This window comes from Dialister invisus DSM 15470 (assembly GCF_000160055.1).
In the GTDB taxonomy this organism is placed as follows: domain Bacteria; phylum Bacillota; class Negativicutes; order Veillonellales; family Dialisteraceae; genus Dialister; species Dialister invisus.
In genome coordinates this window covers 1,013,975-1,030,148 of the sequence record NZ_GG698602.1, presented here as the reverse complement: position 1 = coordinate 1,030,148, position 16,174 = coordinate 1,013,975, and the positions used below count along the sequence as shown (strand labels likewise).

General features: G+C 47.0%; 17 protein-coding genes and 1 pseudogene. 9 read left to right on the top strand and 9 right to left on the bottom strand.

The genetic code is table 11. From position 1 onward, the window contains the following. Nucleotides 1–127 precede the first annotated feature (127 nt). Both GCWU000321_RS05085 and GCWU000321_RS05080 read left to right on the top strand, forming a co-directional pair. Nucleotides 128–1,678 carry a PAS domain-containing protein gene (locus GCWU000321_RS05085; RefSeq protein WP_007070035.1) on the top strand — a complete coding sequence of 517 codons (1,551 nt, stop codon included), beginning with the start codon at nt 128–130 and terminating at the stop codon, nt 1,676–1,678. A gap of 205 nt (nt 1,679–1,883) precedes the next feature. Next, nucleotides 1,884–2,209, top strand: a pseudogene (locus tag GCWU000321_RS05080) (transposase). 137 nt (nt 2,210–2,346) lie between these two features. On the opposite strand, the gene GCWU000321_RS09465 reads toward GCWU000321_RS05080, so the two are convergent. The 5 genes from GCWU000321_RS09465 to GCWU000321_RS05050 all read right to left on the bottom strand — a co-directional run bounded on the left by GCWU000321_RS09465 (nt 2,347) and on the right by GCWU000321_RS05050 (nt 6,572). After that, entirely contained in the window at nt 2,347–2,628 is a 282-nt protein-coding gene (locus tag GCWU000321_RS09465) for a tyrosine-type recombinase/integrase (RefSeq protein ID WP_277352339.1), read from the bottom strand. A gap of 127 nt (nt 2,629–2,755) precedes the next feature. Next, the gene (locus tag GCWU000321_RS05070; RefSeq protein WP_007070031.1) at nt 2,756–3,739 is read right to left on the bottom strand and encodes an Abi family protein; all 984 of its coding nucleotides are present in this window, start codon (nt 3,737–3,739) and stop codon (nt 2,756–2,758) included. Between the two features lie 749 nt (nt 3,740–4,488). Beyond that, nucleotides 4,489–5,016, bottom strand: a complete 528-nt coding sequence (locus GCWU000321_RS05060; RefSeq protein WP_007070028.1) for an ECF transporter S component — start codon at nt 5,014–5,016, stop codon at nt 4,489–4,491. Nucleotides 5,017–5,070: 54 nt separating this feature from the next. Next, nucleotides 5,071–5,904, bottom strand: coding sequence for an ADP-ribosylglycohydrolase family protein (locus GCWU000321_RS05055; protein ID WP_007070027.1), 834 nt, complete (start codon nt 5,902–5,904; stop codon nt 5,071–5,073). Between the two features lie 119 nt (nt 5,905–6,023). Further along, the gene (locus tag GCWU000321_RS05050) at nt 6,024–6,572 is read right to left on the bottom strand and encodes an ECF transporter S component (protein WP_007070026.1); all 549 of its coding nucleotides are present in this window, start codon (nt 6,570–6,572) and stop codon (nt 6,024–6,026) included. A 104-nt stretch (nt 6,573–6,676) separates the two neighbouring features. On the opposite strand from GCWU000321_RS05050, the gene pdxR reads away from it, so the two are divergent. After that, complete coding sequence (gene pdxR, locus GCWU000321_RS05045; protein WP_007070025.1) at nt 6,677–7,762, top strand: MocR-like pyridoxine biosynthesis transcription factor PdxR; 1,086 nt, start codon at nt 6,677–6,679, stop codon at nt 7,760–7,762. An 80-nt stretch (nt 7,763–7,842) separates the two neighbouring features. On the opposite strand, the gene lpxA is transcribed toward pdxR, so the two are convergent. From lpxA to lpxC, 4 genes are all read right to left on the bottom strand, one after another. Beyond that, nucleotides 7,843–8,664: an acyl-ACP--UDP-N-acetylglucosamine O-acyltransferase gene (gene lpxA / locus GCWU000321_RS05040; RefSeq protein WP_007070024.1), complete on the bottom strand. Its 822-nt coding sequence runs from the start codon at nt 8,662–8,664 to the stop codon at nt 7,843–7,845. Nucleotides 8,665–8,916: 252 nt separating this feature from the next. Continuing rightward, nucleotides 8,917–9,441: an HdeD family acid-resistance protein gene (locus tag GCWU000321_RS05035; RefSeq protein ID WP_022027684.1), complete on the bottom strand. Its 525-nt coding sequence runs from the start codon at nt 9,439–9,441 to the stop codon at nt 8,917–8,919. Between the two features lie 119 nt (nt 9,442–9,560). After that, nucleotides 9,561–10,025 (bottom strand): 3-hydroxyacyl-ACP dehydratase FabZ, encoded by a 465-nt coding sequence (fabZ, locus tag GCWU000321_RS05030; RefSeq protein ID WP_022027683.1) that lies wholly within the window; start codon nt 10,023–10,025, stop codon nt 9,561–9,563. 31 nt (nt 10,026–10,056) lie between these two features. Continuing rightward, entirely contained in the window at nt 10,057–10,884 is an 828-nt protein-coding gene (gene lpxC, locus GCWU000321_RS05025) for a UDP-3-O-acyl-N-acetylglucosamine deacetylase (protein WP_211204380.1), read from the bottom strand. A 177-nt stretch (nt 10,885–11,061) separates the two neighbouring features. On the opposite strand from lpxC, the gene larE reads away from it, so the two are divergent. The 6 genes from larE to GCWU000321_RS04995 all read left to right on the top strand — a co-directional run bounded on the left by larE (nt 11,062) and on the right by GCWU000321_RS04995 (nt 16,039). Next, nucleotides 11,062–11,868, top strand: coding sequence for an ATP-dependent sacrificial sulfur transferase LarE (gene larE, locus GCWU000321_RS05020; RefSeq protein WP_040381887.1), 807 nt, complete (start codon nt 11,062–11,064; stop codon nt 11,866–11,868). A 1-nt stretch (nt 11,869) separates the two neighbouring features. Continuing rightward, complete coding sequence (larB, locus tag GCWU000321_RS05015; protein ID WP_007070019.1) at nt 11,870–12,640, top strand: nickel pincer cofactor biosynthesis protein LarB; 771 nt, start codon at nt 11,870–11,872, stop codon at nt 12,638–12,640. Further along, nucleotides 12,633–13,979: a nickel pincer cofactor biosynthesis protein LarC gene (gene larC / locus GCWU000321_RS05010; RefSeq protein ID WP_007070018.1), complete on the top strand. Its 1,347-nt coding sequence runs from the start codon at nt 12,633–12,635 to the stop codon at nt 13,977–13,979. The genes larB and larC overlap by 8 nt, the downstream gene beginning before the upstream one ends. Nucleotides 13,980–14,081: 102 nt before the next feature. Next, complete coding sequence (rarD, locus tag GCWU000321_RS05005) at nt 14,082–14,996, top strand: EamA family transporter RarD (protein WP_007070017.1); 915 nt, start codon at nt 14,082–14,084, stop codon at nt 14,994–14,996. Nucleotides 14,997–15,009: 13 nt separating this feature from the next. Then, nucleotides 15,010–15,759 carry a nucleoside phosphorylase gene (locus tag GCWU000321_RS05000; protein ID WP_007070016.1) on the top strand — a complete coding sequence of 250 codons (750 nt, stop codon included), beginning with the start codon at nt 15,010–15,012 and terminating at the stop codon, nt 15,757–15,759. A gap of 10 nt (nt 15,760–15,769) precedes the next feature. After that, nucleotides 15,770–16,039, top strand: coding sequence for a DUF1294 domain-containing protein (locus tag GCWU000321_RS04995; RefSeq protein ID WP_007070015.1), 270 nt, complete (start codon nt 15,770–15,772; stop codon nt 16,037–16,039). Nucleotides 16,040–16,174 lie beyond the last annotated feature (135 nt).

The window sequence follows — 16,174 nt, the reverse complement described above, 5'->3', positions numbered from 1 at the left end:
AGCCAGCCGGTTTACAGGCGGGAAAGGTGTGGCGTATAGGCAGGATGGCATGGCATATATTGACTTTTCTTGATATACTTATTTTGCAGAGAATTACAATATGCAGCCGGTTATATAAGGAGGATATATGACTAAAACAATGAACGATATTCTCGGTCTTGATGAAGCCAAGTGCCGGGAAATTGTCGACATAAAAGAAAAATACATTAAAGGGGAGCTGACGTTTGAGGAAGCGCGTGAAATTATTTTGCAGCGTTTTGATTCCGTCACGCCCCAGGAATTTGCTTTCGGCGAACAGATGCTGAAAGATGACGGCATTGATGATGAAACCATGCATGAAAAAATGGATGACATCATCCGGCTTTTCGACGGTGTCATGGAACGGGAGCATCTGGAATTGCCGGAAGGCCACCCTATCCGTTCATTCATGGAGGAAAATCAGATCATCCTCGGCACGATAGCAGAAATGAAAGAGCTTTTGGCGGGGAAATTTATCAAAAACCGCTGGCTGGAGGTCTATGACAGGCTGAAAGAATACATAAAGCATATTACAAGGAAACATAACCAGCTTTTCCCTTATCTGGAACAGAAAGGGTTTGACCGCCCGACACTCATCATGTGGACGTTTGATGATCATGTGAAAAAAGCAATCCTCCGCAGCGCAAGATATCTGGATATGGATAAAGAAGAGGCGTTCCTGAAAATGCAGCCCGAAGTGATTGAGAAGATAGAGGATATTATTTTCAAGGAGACCCGGGTTTTGTACCCGACATCCATGGAGCTTCTGTCGGAAGAGGAATTTCGGGAAATGCGCATCGGCGAGGAGGAAGTGGGCTTTGCCAACATGGAGGCGCCGAAAGGCTTCCTGCCGCCGGAAAAAACAGAGTGGTCTTCCGGAGGAGAACCGTCCTTTATGAAGGACTTCAGCGCGCTTCTCAGCAAGTATCATATGGGGGCGGGCACGGATACGGAGATGGATGTGGCTATAGGGAAGCTCACTCTTGCGCAGATCAATCTGATTTACCGCCATCTTCCCATTGACCTGACATTTGTTGATGAAAACGATATTGTGAAGTTTTATACCGATACGCCGGTTCGTGTGTTCAGCCGGAGCGCCGGTGTGATAGGCCGGAAAGTGCAGAACTGCCATCCCAGAGAAATACTGCCTGTCGTGAACAGGATATTGGGTTCTTTTAAAAGCGGAGAAAAAGATACGGCGGAATTTTTTATCAACAAGCCGGGGAAACAGATATTTGTAAATTATATAGCTGTCCGTGATGAAAACGGTGTGTACCGCGGCTGTCTGGAAACCATGCAGGATGTGGAGCATATCCGCTCTTTAGGAAATAAACCGCAGTCCGCTCCTGTCTGGACGGGAAGCAAAGCAGACGGCGGCACGGAAGTGGAAGCGGAAACGGCGGAGAAAGAGGGAGACGAAGGAAATACGTTGGAGATAACAGGCGATACCACTCTCCACCGGGCGCTCCAGACATATCCTTACCTGAAAGAATTCCTTTTACAGCTTTCTCCGAAGTACAAGCCCCTTTCCAATCCAGCGCTGTTTGCGATGATGAGCCGGGTGGCTGATTTCCGGACCATCGCGGCAAAAGGCGGCTTTACAGAAGAAGAGCTGCTTGGGAAAATAAAAGAAGAAATAACAAAGAGAAATAACGGATAATCCATGGAACACCCCATGCAAAAACCGGGCAATGCTTTCTGACACATGTCCGGTTTTAATTGTCTGCCGAAAAGGCATGAGTAAACCCCCAGTTAAACTGGGAGGTAGATAAAAGTCATCTTATAGAAAAGGAAAGAACCTCCTAATGGTACAATGATAGCGGTCTGGCAACCACATCATTGTACCATTAGGAGGTTCGGTGTCAATGAATGACGTAAAAAGCTTATCACACAGCAAGTGGAGATGTAAATATCACATAGTATTTGCCCCTAAATATAGACGGCAAATCATATACAGGAAATTAAGAAGTGATATTGGGAAAATCCTATGATATTTGATAAACATGCTAACTTAAAATATAAGTATGGGAATCGCCACTTCTGGTGTAGAGGCTATTATGTAGATACAGTTGGAAGATATGAAGGAGCGATAAAGGAGTATATACGCAATCAACTGGAAGAAGACATAGCGCAAGACAGCTTAAATTTTAAGGAATATACAGACCCGTTTACGGGTGAGCCAGTGAAGTAGGCGTAGAAAGAGCCCCCGAGTAGGGGGCAGCCTGTAATAACAGAGTGGTTGCCGGATCATTCAATACCCTCTTTAGAGGGTAACCACTAGAGGAAGACCCTTATAGGGGCAGAGCAAACCACCCGTTTTATGGGTGATTATGATTTATCTTTCTCAGTGTTTTTTACGCCCATTTCAAGATCCGGAATAAAGTGCCCATATGTGTCCATTATCTGCTGGAATAATGTGCTATGGTCCAGCCTGTTCCCTAGCACCTTGGAATTTATCCTTTTTTTTAAAAGCAAAGTGGCATGCGTATGGCGGAGACTATGAAAAGTAAAGTTCGGTAACCCCATGGCGTCAAATATCCTGCGGGAGATTTTCTCAATGTGGTTTCTTGTTATTGGCTTTCCTTCGGTATCACAGAAAAGACGGACGATATACGCAAAAAAACCGATAGGTATATAGAAGCCATGTATAAATAAATTTTTGACGTTTGTCTGCCGTCTACATAAAAATCCCCTTAAGTATAGTTTTTTATCGTATGCTTTTTCATATTATCAAATACTAAAATTCATAACGGGTTAATTTTGACAGGTATTCACTTTTCAATCCCGTGATTTCTCTTATCTGCATTACTGTCTCATTTGGGATTTGTTTTGATAATTTATTTAAATCGTTATCGATATTTTGGTACTGAATATGAAATATTTCAGTTTGTTTAGAAATAACAGAAGATACAATGAATGCGGCGAGTATATCATCTTGTCCGTATAAATAGCGGTTATTTCTGTATGCAATGCCTATATCTTTATGCACTTGGAACTCGGGAATAGTTGATACGCGGCTGGCTTGTTGATCTTTTTTATGTGAGAAGAGACGATTATTATGTGCAGATTTATTTCTTATCGTGGTTAAGTATCTAAGCGCTGAAGATAAATCATCCGATTTAAGATTTGGGTTTATATCGGCAGCTATGTTTCTGCGCATATTTGCTTTTAAATTGTTGTAAAATTTACTCATTTCCCCAAAAGAAATAATTGTATTTAATACCCACAGCGGGACTTTTTGATAATTATTCATATAATGGCAGATTGTAGGAGTACGTTTATAGTAATATGCATCTTCGACGTCATCCTGCAGTTTGTCAATAAGACTTGTCACATGTTTTTTCTGTTTTGGTGCTGGAGTGAAGTTAGAGGGAAGGTCGTACCCGCAACCGTAGCCATACCCATAAGATAAAGAAAAATGTAAAGAAATTAGAGATTTCAGTTGTGTTTCAATATTAATTGTAATAGCCATTAGCTGATGACGGAGTCTTGCATCATACTCGTAGAGGGCAATTAAGTGGTTAAGTGAAGTTCCATGTTTATATCTATCTTCTTTTGCTTGACGTGTCAACTCTGAATCAATAAATAAATCTTTATATCCATTGATTAAGTTATAGTAACCATATTGGATTAGATATTTTCCTGGATTGGAACCGACATCAAGTCCACGACGCTTTAAAATATTAATCTGTTCATCAATAGTTGTAGGATTAGCGCTCATATGTACTCTCCGTATATAAAGAAAATAGCCTGGCACACTTTTGTACCAAGGCTATTTTCGGTCCGCATCTCATACTGCTCAGCGGCTCAATCTATAGCTATGATACAAAAAATTAGATTTTTTGTCAATCTAAGACGCAACAAAATTTTCCTAAAAGGTAACAAAAACGGACTAAACGGTGTTAAAAATTTCTGGTTTCATAATAGTAAAGACCATGTATATAGTAAATTGAAAAAAATTATAATTTTTTTTAGATTTCAACGACTTTATCTAAAATAGAAACAAGCAATTCACGCCCCTTTGTGCATGTCGCTCGCGTATAAACGGAAGGATCCCAACCTATCAGCGTGAGTCCATTTTCGGATTTACCGATTTGTTTTATGGTAGCGTCGTTTCCATTAATAAAACCACGACTATGTCACCGCTGCCCACATCTGACTGGTGCCTGACGATAATTGCATTTCCGTTTCTCCTGCGGGGAATTTATGGATTTGCCTGCTATTTTTTAAGCGATATATTTTCCGGTTTATGCCATTTCGTTGTCTAAATTACGCAGCAAGTGTTCTAATCAAGCCTATATGCATGTTACAGTTTACAGGTAAATAAATCAAGGCTGATTAAAAACTGCATTTTATCCGTTAAATTTACAATTTATGTAATGTGGTGAAGCACAGAAAATGGTGTAATAGCGGAAAAAACGAAGGCGGTAAAATGGAATTTATATTGAGCCGGTTAGAGTGAATAAGGGGTTAATACCCAAGGAAGCGGCGGATCGTTTTGCCCCATTTTCTGTTTTTCCAGAGGAAGAGTCCGATGGCGGATCCGATGAAGGCCTGAAGTATTTCAAAAGGGAGTTTCAGCATGGCATATTCCCAGGTGCTGTACACGTAGGCCTTGCCCAAAGTGTATCCCGCGATGGCGATGAGGGCGCCAAGGATGGTCGCTCCAAGAATGACAGGGAAGTTGTCTCTTCCATACCTGCCCACGATAAGGGACATGACGACGGAGCGGATACCGTGGGTGGCAAGGGAGACGAACATGGGGAGGGGATAGAAAAAGAAATCCCCGAGGAACGCGCCCACACCGCCGACAAGAAATGCGCCCAGGGGGTCGAGCGACAAGGCGGCAATGACAATGATGATATCGTTCAGGTAAATATGCCCGCCGGGAACGGGAACGCTGAAAGAAGAGAAAATAGTATTTATTGCCATGAGCAGTCCGCATAGCGTAATCCATTTTATTTTATGGGGAAGACCGACAGTATCATTTTGATGCATAAGAGCTCCTTATTTGCGATTGGTAAAAGAAAAGGACGCAAGACCGCCCTTTTGTCATTGGAAGAGATATTTGTCAATGAGGTCTTTCCTGCGTAAATCTTTCAGCCATTCTGCAGGAATTGCATCATAACCGTAAATGATGCCTGCGAGCGCTCCTGTGACGGCGCCTACGGTGTCGGTATCATCGCCGAGATTGACGGCGATCATGACGGCGTCTTTGAAATTGTCTGTATTTTCCAGTGTCCATATGGCTGCTTCGAGGGTGTCTGCCACGTAGCCGGTGCTTTTGATTTGTTCTACCGGCAGGCTGCTGATGGTAAGAAGGTTTTTAAAGAGGCTTTCTTCTATACCGTCATTGACGGCAGTTTCCACAGCTTCTTTTATGGATCTTCCCTGTAAAAGTTCCCTGGCGATATGGATATAGGTGACGCAGGCGCTTTTTGAAATGCGGTGTCCATGGGTGAGTGCCGATACTTCCCGTATTTCATCGTCTGTTACTTCGGGAAGGAACGCGAGGGGGATGATGCGCATGAGGGAGCCGTTTCCATTGGAAGCTTCATCGGAGAGGCCTTCTCCGCGGCTGAGGGCGGCTCCCGTGGTCATGCCTACATCGAAGGATTTTCCGTCAGGGGTATACTTGCCGTTTTTGTACCAGTCGGTCATGCAGCACATGAGGTCTTCCAGGTCGATCCGTCCCATGAGTTTGATGCTGTCGCAAGTGGCAAGGGTGAGGCTGGTGTCATCGGACCATGTCCCCGGTGCCATATTATACGTGCCGTAACCTGTCATTTTTTCCACATGGAATGAACCGCGCTCTTCAAACTGGACAGGCAGTCCGAGGGCATCTCCCACCGCCAGTCCGTATACCGCATCGCGAAGTGTTCTCATAGTTCCTCCTGGTGAATATTCTTTCTGTATTATTGTACCAGAAAAGGAAATAGCTGATAAGGCGGGAGGCTTCTTCGGCAAAGGAAATAAAAAACCGCCGTAAGGCGGTTAAAGACATCTTACTTTTTGTTGATGATTTTTTGGATGGTGTCTCCCATATTTCTGTTTTTCCAGATGAACGCGCCGAGGATGGCACCGATGCCTGCCTGGAGTATTTCAAAGGGGAGTTTGATGAGAGAATATTCCGGGGTACTGTATACATAAGCCCTGCCGAGAGAATAACCGATAACCACGATGAGCGCGCCTAAGAAGACGCCAAAGAAGGTGAGTAGAAGATTCTTCTTTCCGTAACGCCGGGCAAAGAGGGAAATAACGACGGCTTCCAGTCCGTGGGTGGCAAGCGAAACAAACATGGGGAGAGGGTAGAAAAAGAAATCGCCCAGGAATGCGCCTACACCGCCGACCAGGAACGCGCCCAGCGGGTCGAGAGAGAGAGCCGCCGCTACGATGATGACATCATTCAGGTAAAAGTGTCCGCCGGGGACGGGGATGTTGAAAGATGACAGGACGGTATTCATTGCCATTAAAAAGCCGCATACCGTGAGCCATCTGGCTTTATAGCGGGGGGCGGCGGAAATATTTCCTGCCGGGGTATTGGTGTTTGTCATGAAGAGCCTCCTTATACAGCTTTACTTAAAAACAGTATAATGATAAACTGGCATTATGAAAATCACCAAAAATAAAAATAAAAATATAACCAGATGGAGGCGTGATGGAGAATAGCGTAAAAGAGAAGGCATATATGGCGCTTTATGCCCGTGTCCGTGAAGCGATTACCGGCGGGATTTACCGGTGGGGCCACAAGCTGCCTTCCAAACGCGCTATGGCGGAAAGGCATGGCGTGAGTGTCATCACCGTGGAGCATGCGTATGCGCTTCTTGCGGAAGAAGGGTATGTCGAACCACGGGAACGGAGCGGCTACTTTATCATTTATAAAGAGGAAGATGCTTTCCCCATGGGGTACAGGGGAAAGGAAGTGAAGCCTGTTCTTCCTTCGGAGACGGATGAAGAAGTATTTCCCTTTTCCGTTTATGCGAAAACGGCACGGACAGTGCTCTCCAAATGGGGCGAAAAGGTGCTGGCCCGCTCTCCCAATCAGGGAACGGCGGAGTTGAGGAATGCACTTTGCGACTACCTGGCGCGAAGCAGGAATATCATCGTTTCTCCGCAGCAGATATGCATCGGGTCGGGAGCGGAGTATCTGTACAGCCTTGTAGTGCAGGCCCTTGGCCGGGAACGGCTTGTAGCGGTGGAGGATCCCTGCTATGAGAAGATACGGCAGGTGTACCGTGCCCATGGCATACGGACAGAATCTCTCCGTCTGGGAGACAAAGGAATTCTGACAGAAGAACTGAAACGGGCAGGCGCACGTGTGCTTCATGTGACACCGTTCCACAGTTATCCAAGCGGCATTACGGCAAATGCTTCGAAGCGGCGGGAGTATATCCGCTGGGCGGAGGAGCGGTCCGGTCTGATTATTGAAGATGATTTTGATTCGGAGTTCACTCTTTTGTCAAAAGCGGAAGACACGCTCTTTTCTCTTGCTCCCCATGGCCCGGTAGTATATATGAATACGTTCTCACGAACAATTGCTCCCTCTGTCCGCGTGGCGTACCTCGTACTTCCCGAAAATCGTCTGTCCAGATTTCAGGAGCGGACGGGATTTTATTCCTGTACCGTTCCTGTATTGGATCAGCTCATTCTGGCGGAACTCATCAGCCATGGAGATTTTGAGCGGCATATCAACCGGGTGCGGAGACGACGGAGGCGTAAAAAGGAAACGGATATGTCTTCCTGAAAGTAGGGAGATTAAAATGTATAAAGGCTGGGCGCAGCAAAAAAGACTTTCCCTAAAAATGGAAAGCCTTTTTATATTTATTATTTCTGACTTTTATCTTTTGTTCTGCAAAGTCCGCGCTCGCAGTTGCGGAGAAAGCGGAGAAGATGCTCAATTTCCGGTGTCGGCGGGAAGTCCTGTTCCATTTCATGGATAGCTTCGTACAGCTTCAGGCCGGAACGGAAAATGGTGCGGTATGCTTTTTTAAGCCAGCTTCTTACTTCGGGGGTGATATTGTTTCTGGCGAGTCCTACGCTGTTCAGTCCGACCACTCTTGCCGGATTGCCGTCAACGATCACGAATGGGCATACGTCCTGTACGATCTTGGACATACCGCCCACCATGGCGCAGGCGCCGATCTTTACGAACTGGTGGATACCGCTCATGCCGCCGATGACCGCGTGGTCTTCCACAGTGACGTGGCCGGCTGCTCCGGAAAAGCTGGACATGACGATGTAGTCTCCGAAATTGCAGTTGTGTGCCACATGGGTGTATGCCTGAAGCATATTATGCGAGCCGATACGGGTTTCGCAGTTTTCTCCCGTAGCACGGTGGATGGTGACGAATTCGCGGAAGCTGTTGTCATTGCCGATGACGACCGTACTGTATTCGCCGGCAAATTTCAAATCCTGTGGATCTTCTCCGATGACGGCGTTCGGATACACATGATTGTTTTTCCCCATGCGTACGTTTTTCGAAATGACCGCATGGGAGCCGATGATGGAGCCTTCGCCGATTTCACAGTTGGGACCGATGACGGCATAAGGTTCGATAATTACATTTTTATGAAGTTTGGCAGTAGGATCAACAACGGCCGTTTCATGAATCTGCGGCTCCGCTGATTTGATAACTGTTAATTCCATTCTCATGGTTTCCCTTCAACAGCAGGCGGATACTGCCTGCCGGATTTTAATTTCTTTTTATACATACATCGGCAAGACGGTTTTTAAATAAAACAATGGTCTTGTCGAAATATATGCGTTTTTCTTTATTTTTCTTTATTTTTCTTTGAATATCGACTGATTTCTACTACATATAAGTATAAAAAATTTACCCTAATGCTGTTCTTATGTTTTTCTGCCGTGTCATATAAAAGACAGAGAAGGTAAACGGTATCATAGACTACGCAAATCGTTCCAGAGAGAAATCTTGGCAAAACCGGCAAAGAGACAGCCTATGCCAAAGAAATAAACCATCGTAAGCGCGGCGGCCTGCGGAAATGCAAGAAGAGCGGTACCAAGCAGGATTTGCATGATGCAGAGGATGCGGAACAGCACTTTGTGTGTAATCAATGCATCAAAATCACGGCTGTGGATGAGTGTAAAAATACCGCGGATAATGAATGTGACCGCAAAGAAAAGCGGCAGCAGGGCAGATAATATCATGGTGCCGTTAAAAGTAAGTACTAACATGCCGAAAATAATGTCCGTCAAGCACACCAGAAGTCCCCAGATTACGCGCTCTTCCTTGGGAATCTGTATATAGGCTATAACACCAAAAATACCACTTGTCAGTACGAGAAATCCGATGCTCCATGCCAATCCGATCAGAGCGCCTATCGGCTGGAAGAAGCAGTATACACCGACAAAGGCATATAAAATACCGGATAATAAAATAAAGGTTTTACTCCAACCTGACATAAAAATCATCCTTTCTAATTGATAAAGCGGTAATATCCGGTATGAGATCCTTATATCTTGCGTATGGCAGGAATTAACTGGAAAATCATACTGCGGATTATATTACTGTGATTCATGAATTATTTATTGTTCTCGTCCTTTTCTTTTTTATTTTCCGGTTCAGCGAGGTAGAAAAGGAAATCAGCCGATGCTTTGAAGGTTTCCCCTACATAGCATTCACAGTGTACCTTGCCCATGCGCCCTACGATCTTTTTGATGACCGCTTTGGTTACAAGCTGGTCTCCCGGGCGGACGGGGGAACGGAAGCGGACTTTGTCCATGCCTGTAAACATGGGAATGAGGCCCCGATTTTCTTCGGGATACTGGAGAGCAACGCCGCCGACCTGTGCCATGGCTTCACAGATAAGGGCGCCAGGCATGATGGGGTGGCCGGGGAAATGTCCCTGAAAAAATGGTTCGTTGATGGTGACGGATTTCACTCCGACGGCATAATCCATGGGAACGAGTTCGGTAATTTTGTCTACCAGCAGCATCGGATAACGATGGGGGAGGATTTCCATGATTTCTTCAATATTTAATTCCATAATTGATTCTCTCCTGTTCATGAACTTCTTTTTATTTTTTCAATACTCTCAGTTTCGCCGCAAGAGCGGCATTCAGCTTATGGCTTCCCATGACCGCGATGATGTGTGCGTGGAGCGGGCCCACAAGGGAAATATCGCCAAGGATATCCAAAATCTTATGGCGGACAAGTTCGTCGGGGAATTTCAATTCTGACAGGCAGTCCGTTTCAGAATAAACGACAGCGTTTTCCAACGTACCGCCTTTGCCGAGCCCCATTTGCCGCATGGCCTCCAGCTCCCAGGTAAATCCGATGGTACGGGAAGGGGCGATTTCTCTGATGTATGTCTCCTTGTCGATTGTGAAGTCTTTCATTTGCGTACCTAAAAGCGGATGGGGATTGATGGATGTAAATGTAATGCGGAGGCCGTCATAAGGGAGCGCAGTGATGAATTTATTATCTTCATATACGGCTACGCTCGTCTCAAGAGTAAGAATATCGGTCTGTTCTTCCAGTTCCACGATACCCGCTTCTAAAATCATTTGGGAGAATGTAAGGGCGCCGCCGTCAGCTACGGGAGGTTCGGGCGCGTCCATCTCAAGAATGCAGTTGTCGATACGGAGCGCAAAGAGCGCGGAAAGGATATGCTCCACGGTGAAAACTTTCGCATTTCCCCGTTCCAGCGTCGTTGCGCGGAGTGTATTTGTCACAAATTCACTCTTTGCAGGCACTTCAGGGGCACCGGTAAGATCGATACGCCGGAAGATGATGCCGCTGCCCGCCGGAGCGGGACGCATCGTGATTGTTACGGGAATTCCGGAATGGAGTCCGTTTCCCTTAAAGGAAATCGGTTTTCCGAGGGTATACTGATTTCTTTTCAATATAGAGTCCTTTCAAGAATTACTTATTATACTAATAATTTATTATACAGCGATATGACTGCAAGTACAAATATAAATTAGAAAGGATTTTCTTGGGAAGGAAAAGAAAAATCATGCAAAGCCTGTTTGGCGGAATGGTATAATTTATTTAAATTAAGAAAAGGAAAGGAGACTGCGGTGGAAAGCGGACTACTGAAAAAGCAGGAGGATCTGCGATTTCGTTTGAAAGAAATGGGAACTGTGGCGGTCGCTTTTTCCGGCGGCGTGGATTCCACTTTTCTGCTCCATGAGGCCCATGCCGTTCTTGGGAAGAAAGCTGTCGCGGTGACAATGAAATTGAATTCCTTTCCTTTCCGCGAATGGAAGGACGCCAAAGAATTCTGCAAACGGGAACATATACGGCAGATGATTGTCGAACAGGACCAATTCCTGATTAAGGGCTTTGCGGAAAATGAAAGAGACCGATGCTACCACTGCAAGTATTTTCTTTTTTCTTTTTTGAAAGAGCTGGCGAAGAAGAATCATATTTCCTGTGTGGCGGACGGCACGAATTTCAGTGACATGGGCGGTTACCGGCCCGGATTGAAGGCGCTGGCGGAACTGGGCGTGGTGAGTCCCTTAAGAGAGGCGGAGCTGACAAAGGAGGAAATACGGGCGCTTTCGAAAAAGGAAGATCTTCCTACATGGAACAAGCCGTCTTTTTCCTGTCTGGCGACACGGTTTCCTTATGGCGAACCGATCACCGGGAAAAAGCTGCGCCGTGTAGAAATGGCGGAGCAGTTTCTTTTTGAAATGGGATTTACCCAATTCCGTGTCCGCAGCCATGACTGGATGGCGCGTATTGAAATCCGTCCGCAGGAATTTTCCCTGCTTGTGGAAAAAAGAAAGGTCGTGGCCGCGCGGTTTAAAGAACTGGGGTTTATGTATATAACGATGGATCTGGAGGGGTTCCGCTCGGGGTCCATGGATATAGGGCAGGTGTAGCATGGATATCAGAGAACTTTTGGAAAAGGTCAGAGGCGGGAAGCTGGAAATTGACGCAGCGGAAAAGTATCTGCGCAGTCATTCCGGAGTCCGCGCCTATGAAGAAATGGGATATGCCAAACTGGATACGGACAGGAAACGGCGTTCCGGATTTGCCGAGGTCATTTACTGCCAGGGGAAATCGGATGAATTTCTGCCGGAGATATTCCGAAAGTTATATGAAGCGGAAGGAGAGGTGTTCGGTACGCGTGCCGATGCCCATCAATATGAAATCGTCCGCGCCGTACTGCCGGATATTTCTTATGATCCTGTTTCCCGTATCTTGAAACTGGAAAAGAAAGATAAGGAGCATACAGGCTTAGTCGCGGTCTGCACGGGAGGAACGTCAGATATTCCCGTGGCAGAAGAAGCGGCGCAGACGGCGGAATATTTCGGCAGCCGTGTGGAACGTATTTATGATGTGGGTGTCAGCGGCATCCACCGTCTTTTATCCTGTGAAAAGAAAGTGCGGGAAGCCAACTGCGTCATTGCCGTGGCAGGTATGGAAGGCGCTCTTGCGTCGGTAATCGGCGGTCTTGTGGCTAATCCCGTCATTGCCGTGCCCACGTCCGTGGGGTATGGAGCAAGCTTTCATGGGCTGTCGGCTCTTTTGACGATGATTAATTCCTGCGCGAACGGCATTGTGACGGTAAATATAGATAACGGCTTCGGCGCAGGGTATGTAGCGACACAGATCAACAGGCTGGCGGAAAGGGGAAAAAGCAATGGATAAAAAATTATACCTGGACTGCGGCTCCGGGATCAGCGGGGATATGTTCGTGGCGGCAATGATCGATTTGGGGGCGGATCCGGACGCTCTTCAAAAAGCGCTGGACTCCATCCCGGCAGGCGGTTTTTTCGTAGAGATAGGCAGAGTAAAGAAATCGGGCATCGACTGCTGTGATTTCCATGTCCGGCTTGATGATGACTGTGAGAACCATGACCATGACATGGACTACCTTTACGGAAGTCTGACCCCGGCGGCAGGATCGGGATGCTCTTGTCATGAAGAACCGGACAGAGAAGAACATCACTGCCATTGCCATGAGGAAGGGCATGACGGGGAGGCACATCACTGCTGCCGTCAGGAAAAAGATCATCATCATACCCATCGGGGGCTTGCGGAAATTCTTCCGATGATTGATGCCTGTGATATGACGGAAACAGCAAAAGCGCTGGCCCGTAAAATATTCCGGATTATCGGCGAAGCAGAAGCGAAAGCCCATGATTTGCCCCTTGACGAAGTCCATTTCCATGAAGTGGGAGCGCTTGATTCCATTGTGGATGTGGTGGCGGCTGCCGTTACTTTTGACAGCCTTCACATCAAAGAGGTGATTGTCCCTAAACTTACGGAAGGGGCAGGGACAGTTCGGTGCCGGCATGGAGTCATGCCCGTGCCCGTGCCGGCGACAGTGAATATTGTTTCCGCTTATAAAATCCCCATGGAGCTCACTGGGGCGAAAGGGGAGTATGTGACGCCTACCGGCGCGGCCATTGCGGCGGCCATTTCCACAAGCCATCAGCTGCCGCCGTCTTTTGTTATCAAGAAGGCAGGCCTTGGCGCGGGAAAACGGGCATACACAGAACGGAGCGGCATTCTCCAGGCATTCCTGATCCAGGGGGAGGAGAATGAAGGCCGTGATAAAGTTGTGAAACTGGAAACGGATATTGATGACTGCTCCGGCGAGGTTTTGGGGTATGTCATGAAGAAATTGTTCAAGGCAGGAGCGAAAGATGTCCACTATGCTCCCGTTTTCATGAAAAAGAACCGTCCGGCCTGGGAACTGACAGTGATCTGCGGGGAAGACAAAGCGGAGGAGCTGGAACAAATTATTTTCACGGAAACCACGACGATCGGTATCCGCGAATATCCCCTCGGGCGCTCTGTCTTAGATAGAGAAGAAAAAGAAGTGGAAACGGTTTACGGCAAAGCATCTGTGAAGCAGGTGTCTCTGGGAAAGATGACGCGGGCCTATCCTGAATACGATACCGTGAAAAAACTGGCGAAGAGAAATAAAGTGCCTTTTATGGATGTTTTTGACGCGGTGAAAGAGGCGGCAAAGAAAAAATAACGGGCTGATATGGTAAGGAGCGTTTTCCGGCAGGGGCGCTTCTTCTTTTTTCCCTTTCTTTTGTGATAAAATGACTTATTATAAATAAAAGGAAGTACATCTATGAAAAAAAGGAACCTGGGGTTAACAGCGGCTGTAGGTTCGTACCTGCTGTGGGGGCTTCTGCCGGTTTACTGGAAGCAGCTGTCTGCCGTTTCCGCATATGAAATATTATCGCACCGCATTATCTGGTCGTTCTTCTTCATGCTCATGATCCTTTCTTTCATGGGACGGATGGTGTCGTTTTGGGAGGAATGTAAACATCTTTGGGCGGATAAAAGCCGGGGCGCTCTCCTTGCACTGGCATCTTTTCTTATTACGGCAAACTGGTGCATCTTCATCTGGGCGGTGACGAACCGCCATGTGGTGGATACCAGTGTGGGGTATTACATGAATCCCCTTGTGAGCGTTCTTCTTGGTGTTGTATGTTTTCATGAGCGGCTGTCAAAAATGAAATGGTTTTCTATTGCTGTTGCCGCTGCGGGAATCGGTGTGATGACCTGGGAGTTGGGAAGGTTCCCGCTGATTGCTGTCGGTCTTGCATCGACATTTGCCCTCTATGGCGCGGTGAAAAAGAAATTGAATCTGGATGCTTTTTACAGCATTACGCTGGAAACATTTTTTGTTCTTCCTTTTGCTCTTGCTTATGTACTTTCTCTTGGGAATGACGGTATGGGACATTTCACTGTCGATGACCTGCGGACAGCAGTGTTTCTTATCGGCGCAGGCGCTGTGACGGCGACGCCTCTCGTACTCTTTTCCATAGGGGCGAATGATCTGCCGCTGAACGTTCTCGGGTTCTGCCAGTATATTTCTCCGTCCATCACTTTGCTTCTGGGGATATTCCTTTTCGGCGAACCTTTTACCCGTGCACAGGTGTCTGCTTTTTCTTTTATCTGGTCAGCTCTTGCGGTCTTTACGATTGCGGACTGGAGAGAAAGGAAGTTTTTGGAAAAACGGGGAATGAGCGCTTTGTAAGAAGGAGGGGGAAATGGAAAACATTTTATCGGAGTATGATAAATCACCGGGAATCATTTCTCCGGATTTTGAAAAAATGGATTTGCACCTGCCGAAGAAAGCGGTTTTTGCTTTTCTTGGAGAGAAACGGATTGAAAGGTTTGCTTTTGCCCGGGGCGGTGAAAAGGTCGGGACATTTGTTTCTCTGACAAAAGATTTTCCCCTGTGGATGATTAAAGCGGATAAGGAAGAACTCTGCGTCCTTCAGGCGCCGGCGGGAGCTTCGGCGGCAGTCCTGCTTCTGGAACGGCTCTATGCGTATGGTGTGGAAAAAGTGGTAGCTCTGGGATGCTGCGGCGCGCTGGAAAAGCTGGCGGAGAATGTTTTCTTTGTCGTACGCAAGGCGCTTCGTGATGAGGGTACGTCGTACCATTATCTTCCGTCGGCACGGTTTGTGACACTTGATGAATCGGCGGCGAATATTGTAGAAGGAGTGCTTCGGGAAAATCATGTGCCTTGTGAAAGCTGTGTAACTTGGTCGACGGACGGATTTTTCCGTGAAACGAAAGAAAAGGTAAAAGCGCGGCGGGCGGAAGGCTGCCGCGTCGTGGATATGGAATGCGCCGCTTTGGCGGCATGTGCGGCATACAGGGGGAAGGTATTTGCCCAGATCCTTTTTACCGCCGATACACTTCACGATTTATCTCACGAACAGCGGGCGTGGGGAAAAGAAAGCCGCGATAAGGCACTCCTCATGGGAGTCAAAGCGGCGGAGAGGTTATGAAGGAAGAGTTATGTCAGCAGGTGAATTGCTTTTTGGGGGACTTCTTGCCATAAATGCCGCCGCCTTTTTTCTGTACGGCCTTGACAAATGGAAAGCGGTGCATGGACGGCGGCGGATAAGGGAAAGGACGCTTCTGTTTATTGCCGCTGCGGGCGGATCGGCAGGCGCGTTTCTTGCTATGCGTTTTTTTCGCCATAAGACACGCCATGTGTCATTTCAATTCGGTGTGCCCGTCCTCTTTCTTTTACAGGCAGCTTTCGCTTTTTTCCTTTGGAAATAGTTCGGGCGGACTTGACTATATTCATGATTATCTGTACAATACAAAAGATACTAAGAGCTGTGATGAAGACGGTTTGCGTAAGCGCCCGGCAGAGAGAGCCTTCGGCCGGTGAAAGAAGGGGCGGGCGGCGCGGAC

Bases quoted from the DNA above. Each gene is read 5' to 3' on its own strand.
- GCWU000321_RS05060 (WP_007070028.1), bottom strand. From the start codon at position 5,016: ATGCATCAAAATGATACTGTCGGTCTTCCCCATAAAATAAAATGGATT.
- GCWU000321_RS05055 (WP_007070027.1), bottom strand. From the start codon at position 5,904: ATGAGAACACTTCGCGATGCGGTATACGGACTGGCGGTGGGAGATGCC.
- rarD (WP_007070017.1), top strand. From the start codon at position 14,082: ATGAAAAAAAGGAACCTGGGGTTAACAGCGGCTGTAGGTTCGTACCTG.
- GCWU000321_RS05070 (WP_007070031.1), bottom strand. From the start codon at position 3,739: ATGAGCGCTAATCCTACAACTATTGATGAACAGATTAATATTTTAAAG.
- larC (WP_007070018.1), top strand. From the start codon at position 12,633: ATGGATAAAAAATTATACCTGGACTGCGGCTCCGGGATCAGCGGGGAT.
- lpxA (WP_007070024.1), bottom strand. From the start codon at position 8,664: ATGGAATTAACAGTTATCAAATCAGCGGAGCCGCAGATTCATGAAACG.
- larB (WP_007070019.1), top strand. From the start codon at position 11,870: ATGGATATCAGAGAACTTTTGGAAAAGGTCAGAGGCGGGAAGCTGGAA.
- fabZ (WP_022027683.1), bottom strand. From the start codon at position 10,025: ATGGAATTAAATATTGAAGAAATCATGGAAATCCTCCCCCATCGTTAT.
- GCWU000321_RS05085 (WP_007070035.1), top strand. From the start codon at position 128: ATGACTAAAACAATGAACGATATTCTCGGTCTTGATGAAGCCAAGTGC.
- GCWU000321_RS05035 (WP_022027684.1), bottom strand. From the start codon at position 9,441: ATGTCAGGTTGGAGTAAAACCTTTATTTTATTATCCGGTATTTTATAT.
- pdxR (WP_007070025.1), top strand. From the start codon at position 6,677: ATGGAGAATAGCGTAAAAGAGAAGGCATATATGGCGCTTTATGCCCGT.
- GCWU000321_RS04995 (WP_007070015.1), top strand. From the start codon at position 15,770: ATGTCAGCAGGTGAATTGCTTTTTGGGGGACTTCTTGCCATAAATGCC.
- GCWU000321_RS05000 (WP_007070016.1), top strand. From the start codon at position 15,010: ATGGAAAACATTTTATCGGAGTATGATAAATCACCGGGAATCATTTCT.
- GCWU000321_RS05050 (WP_007070026.1), bottom strand. From the start codon at position 6,572: ATGACAAACACCAATACCCCGGCAGGAAATATTTCCGCCGCCCCCCGC.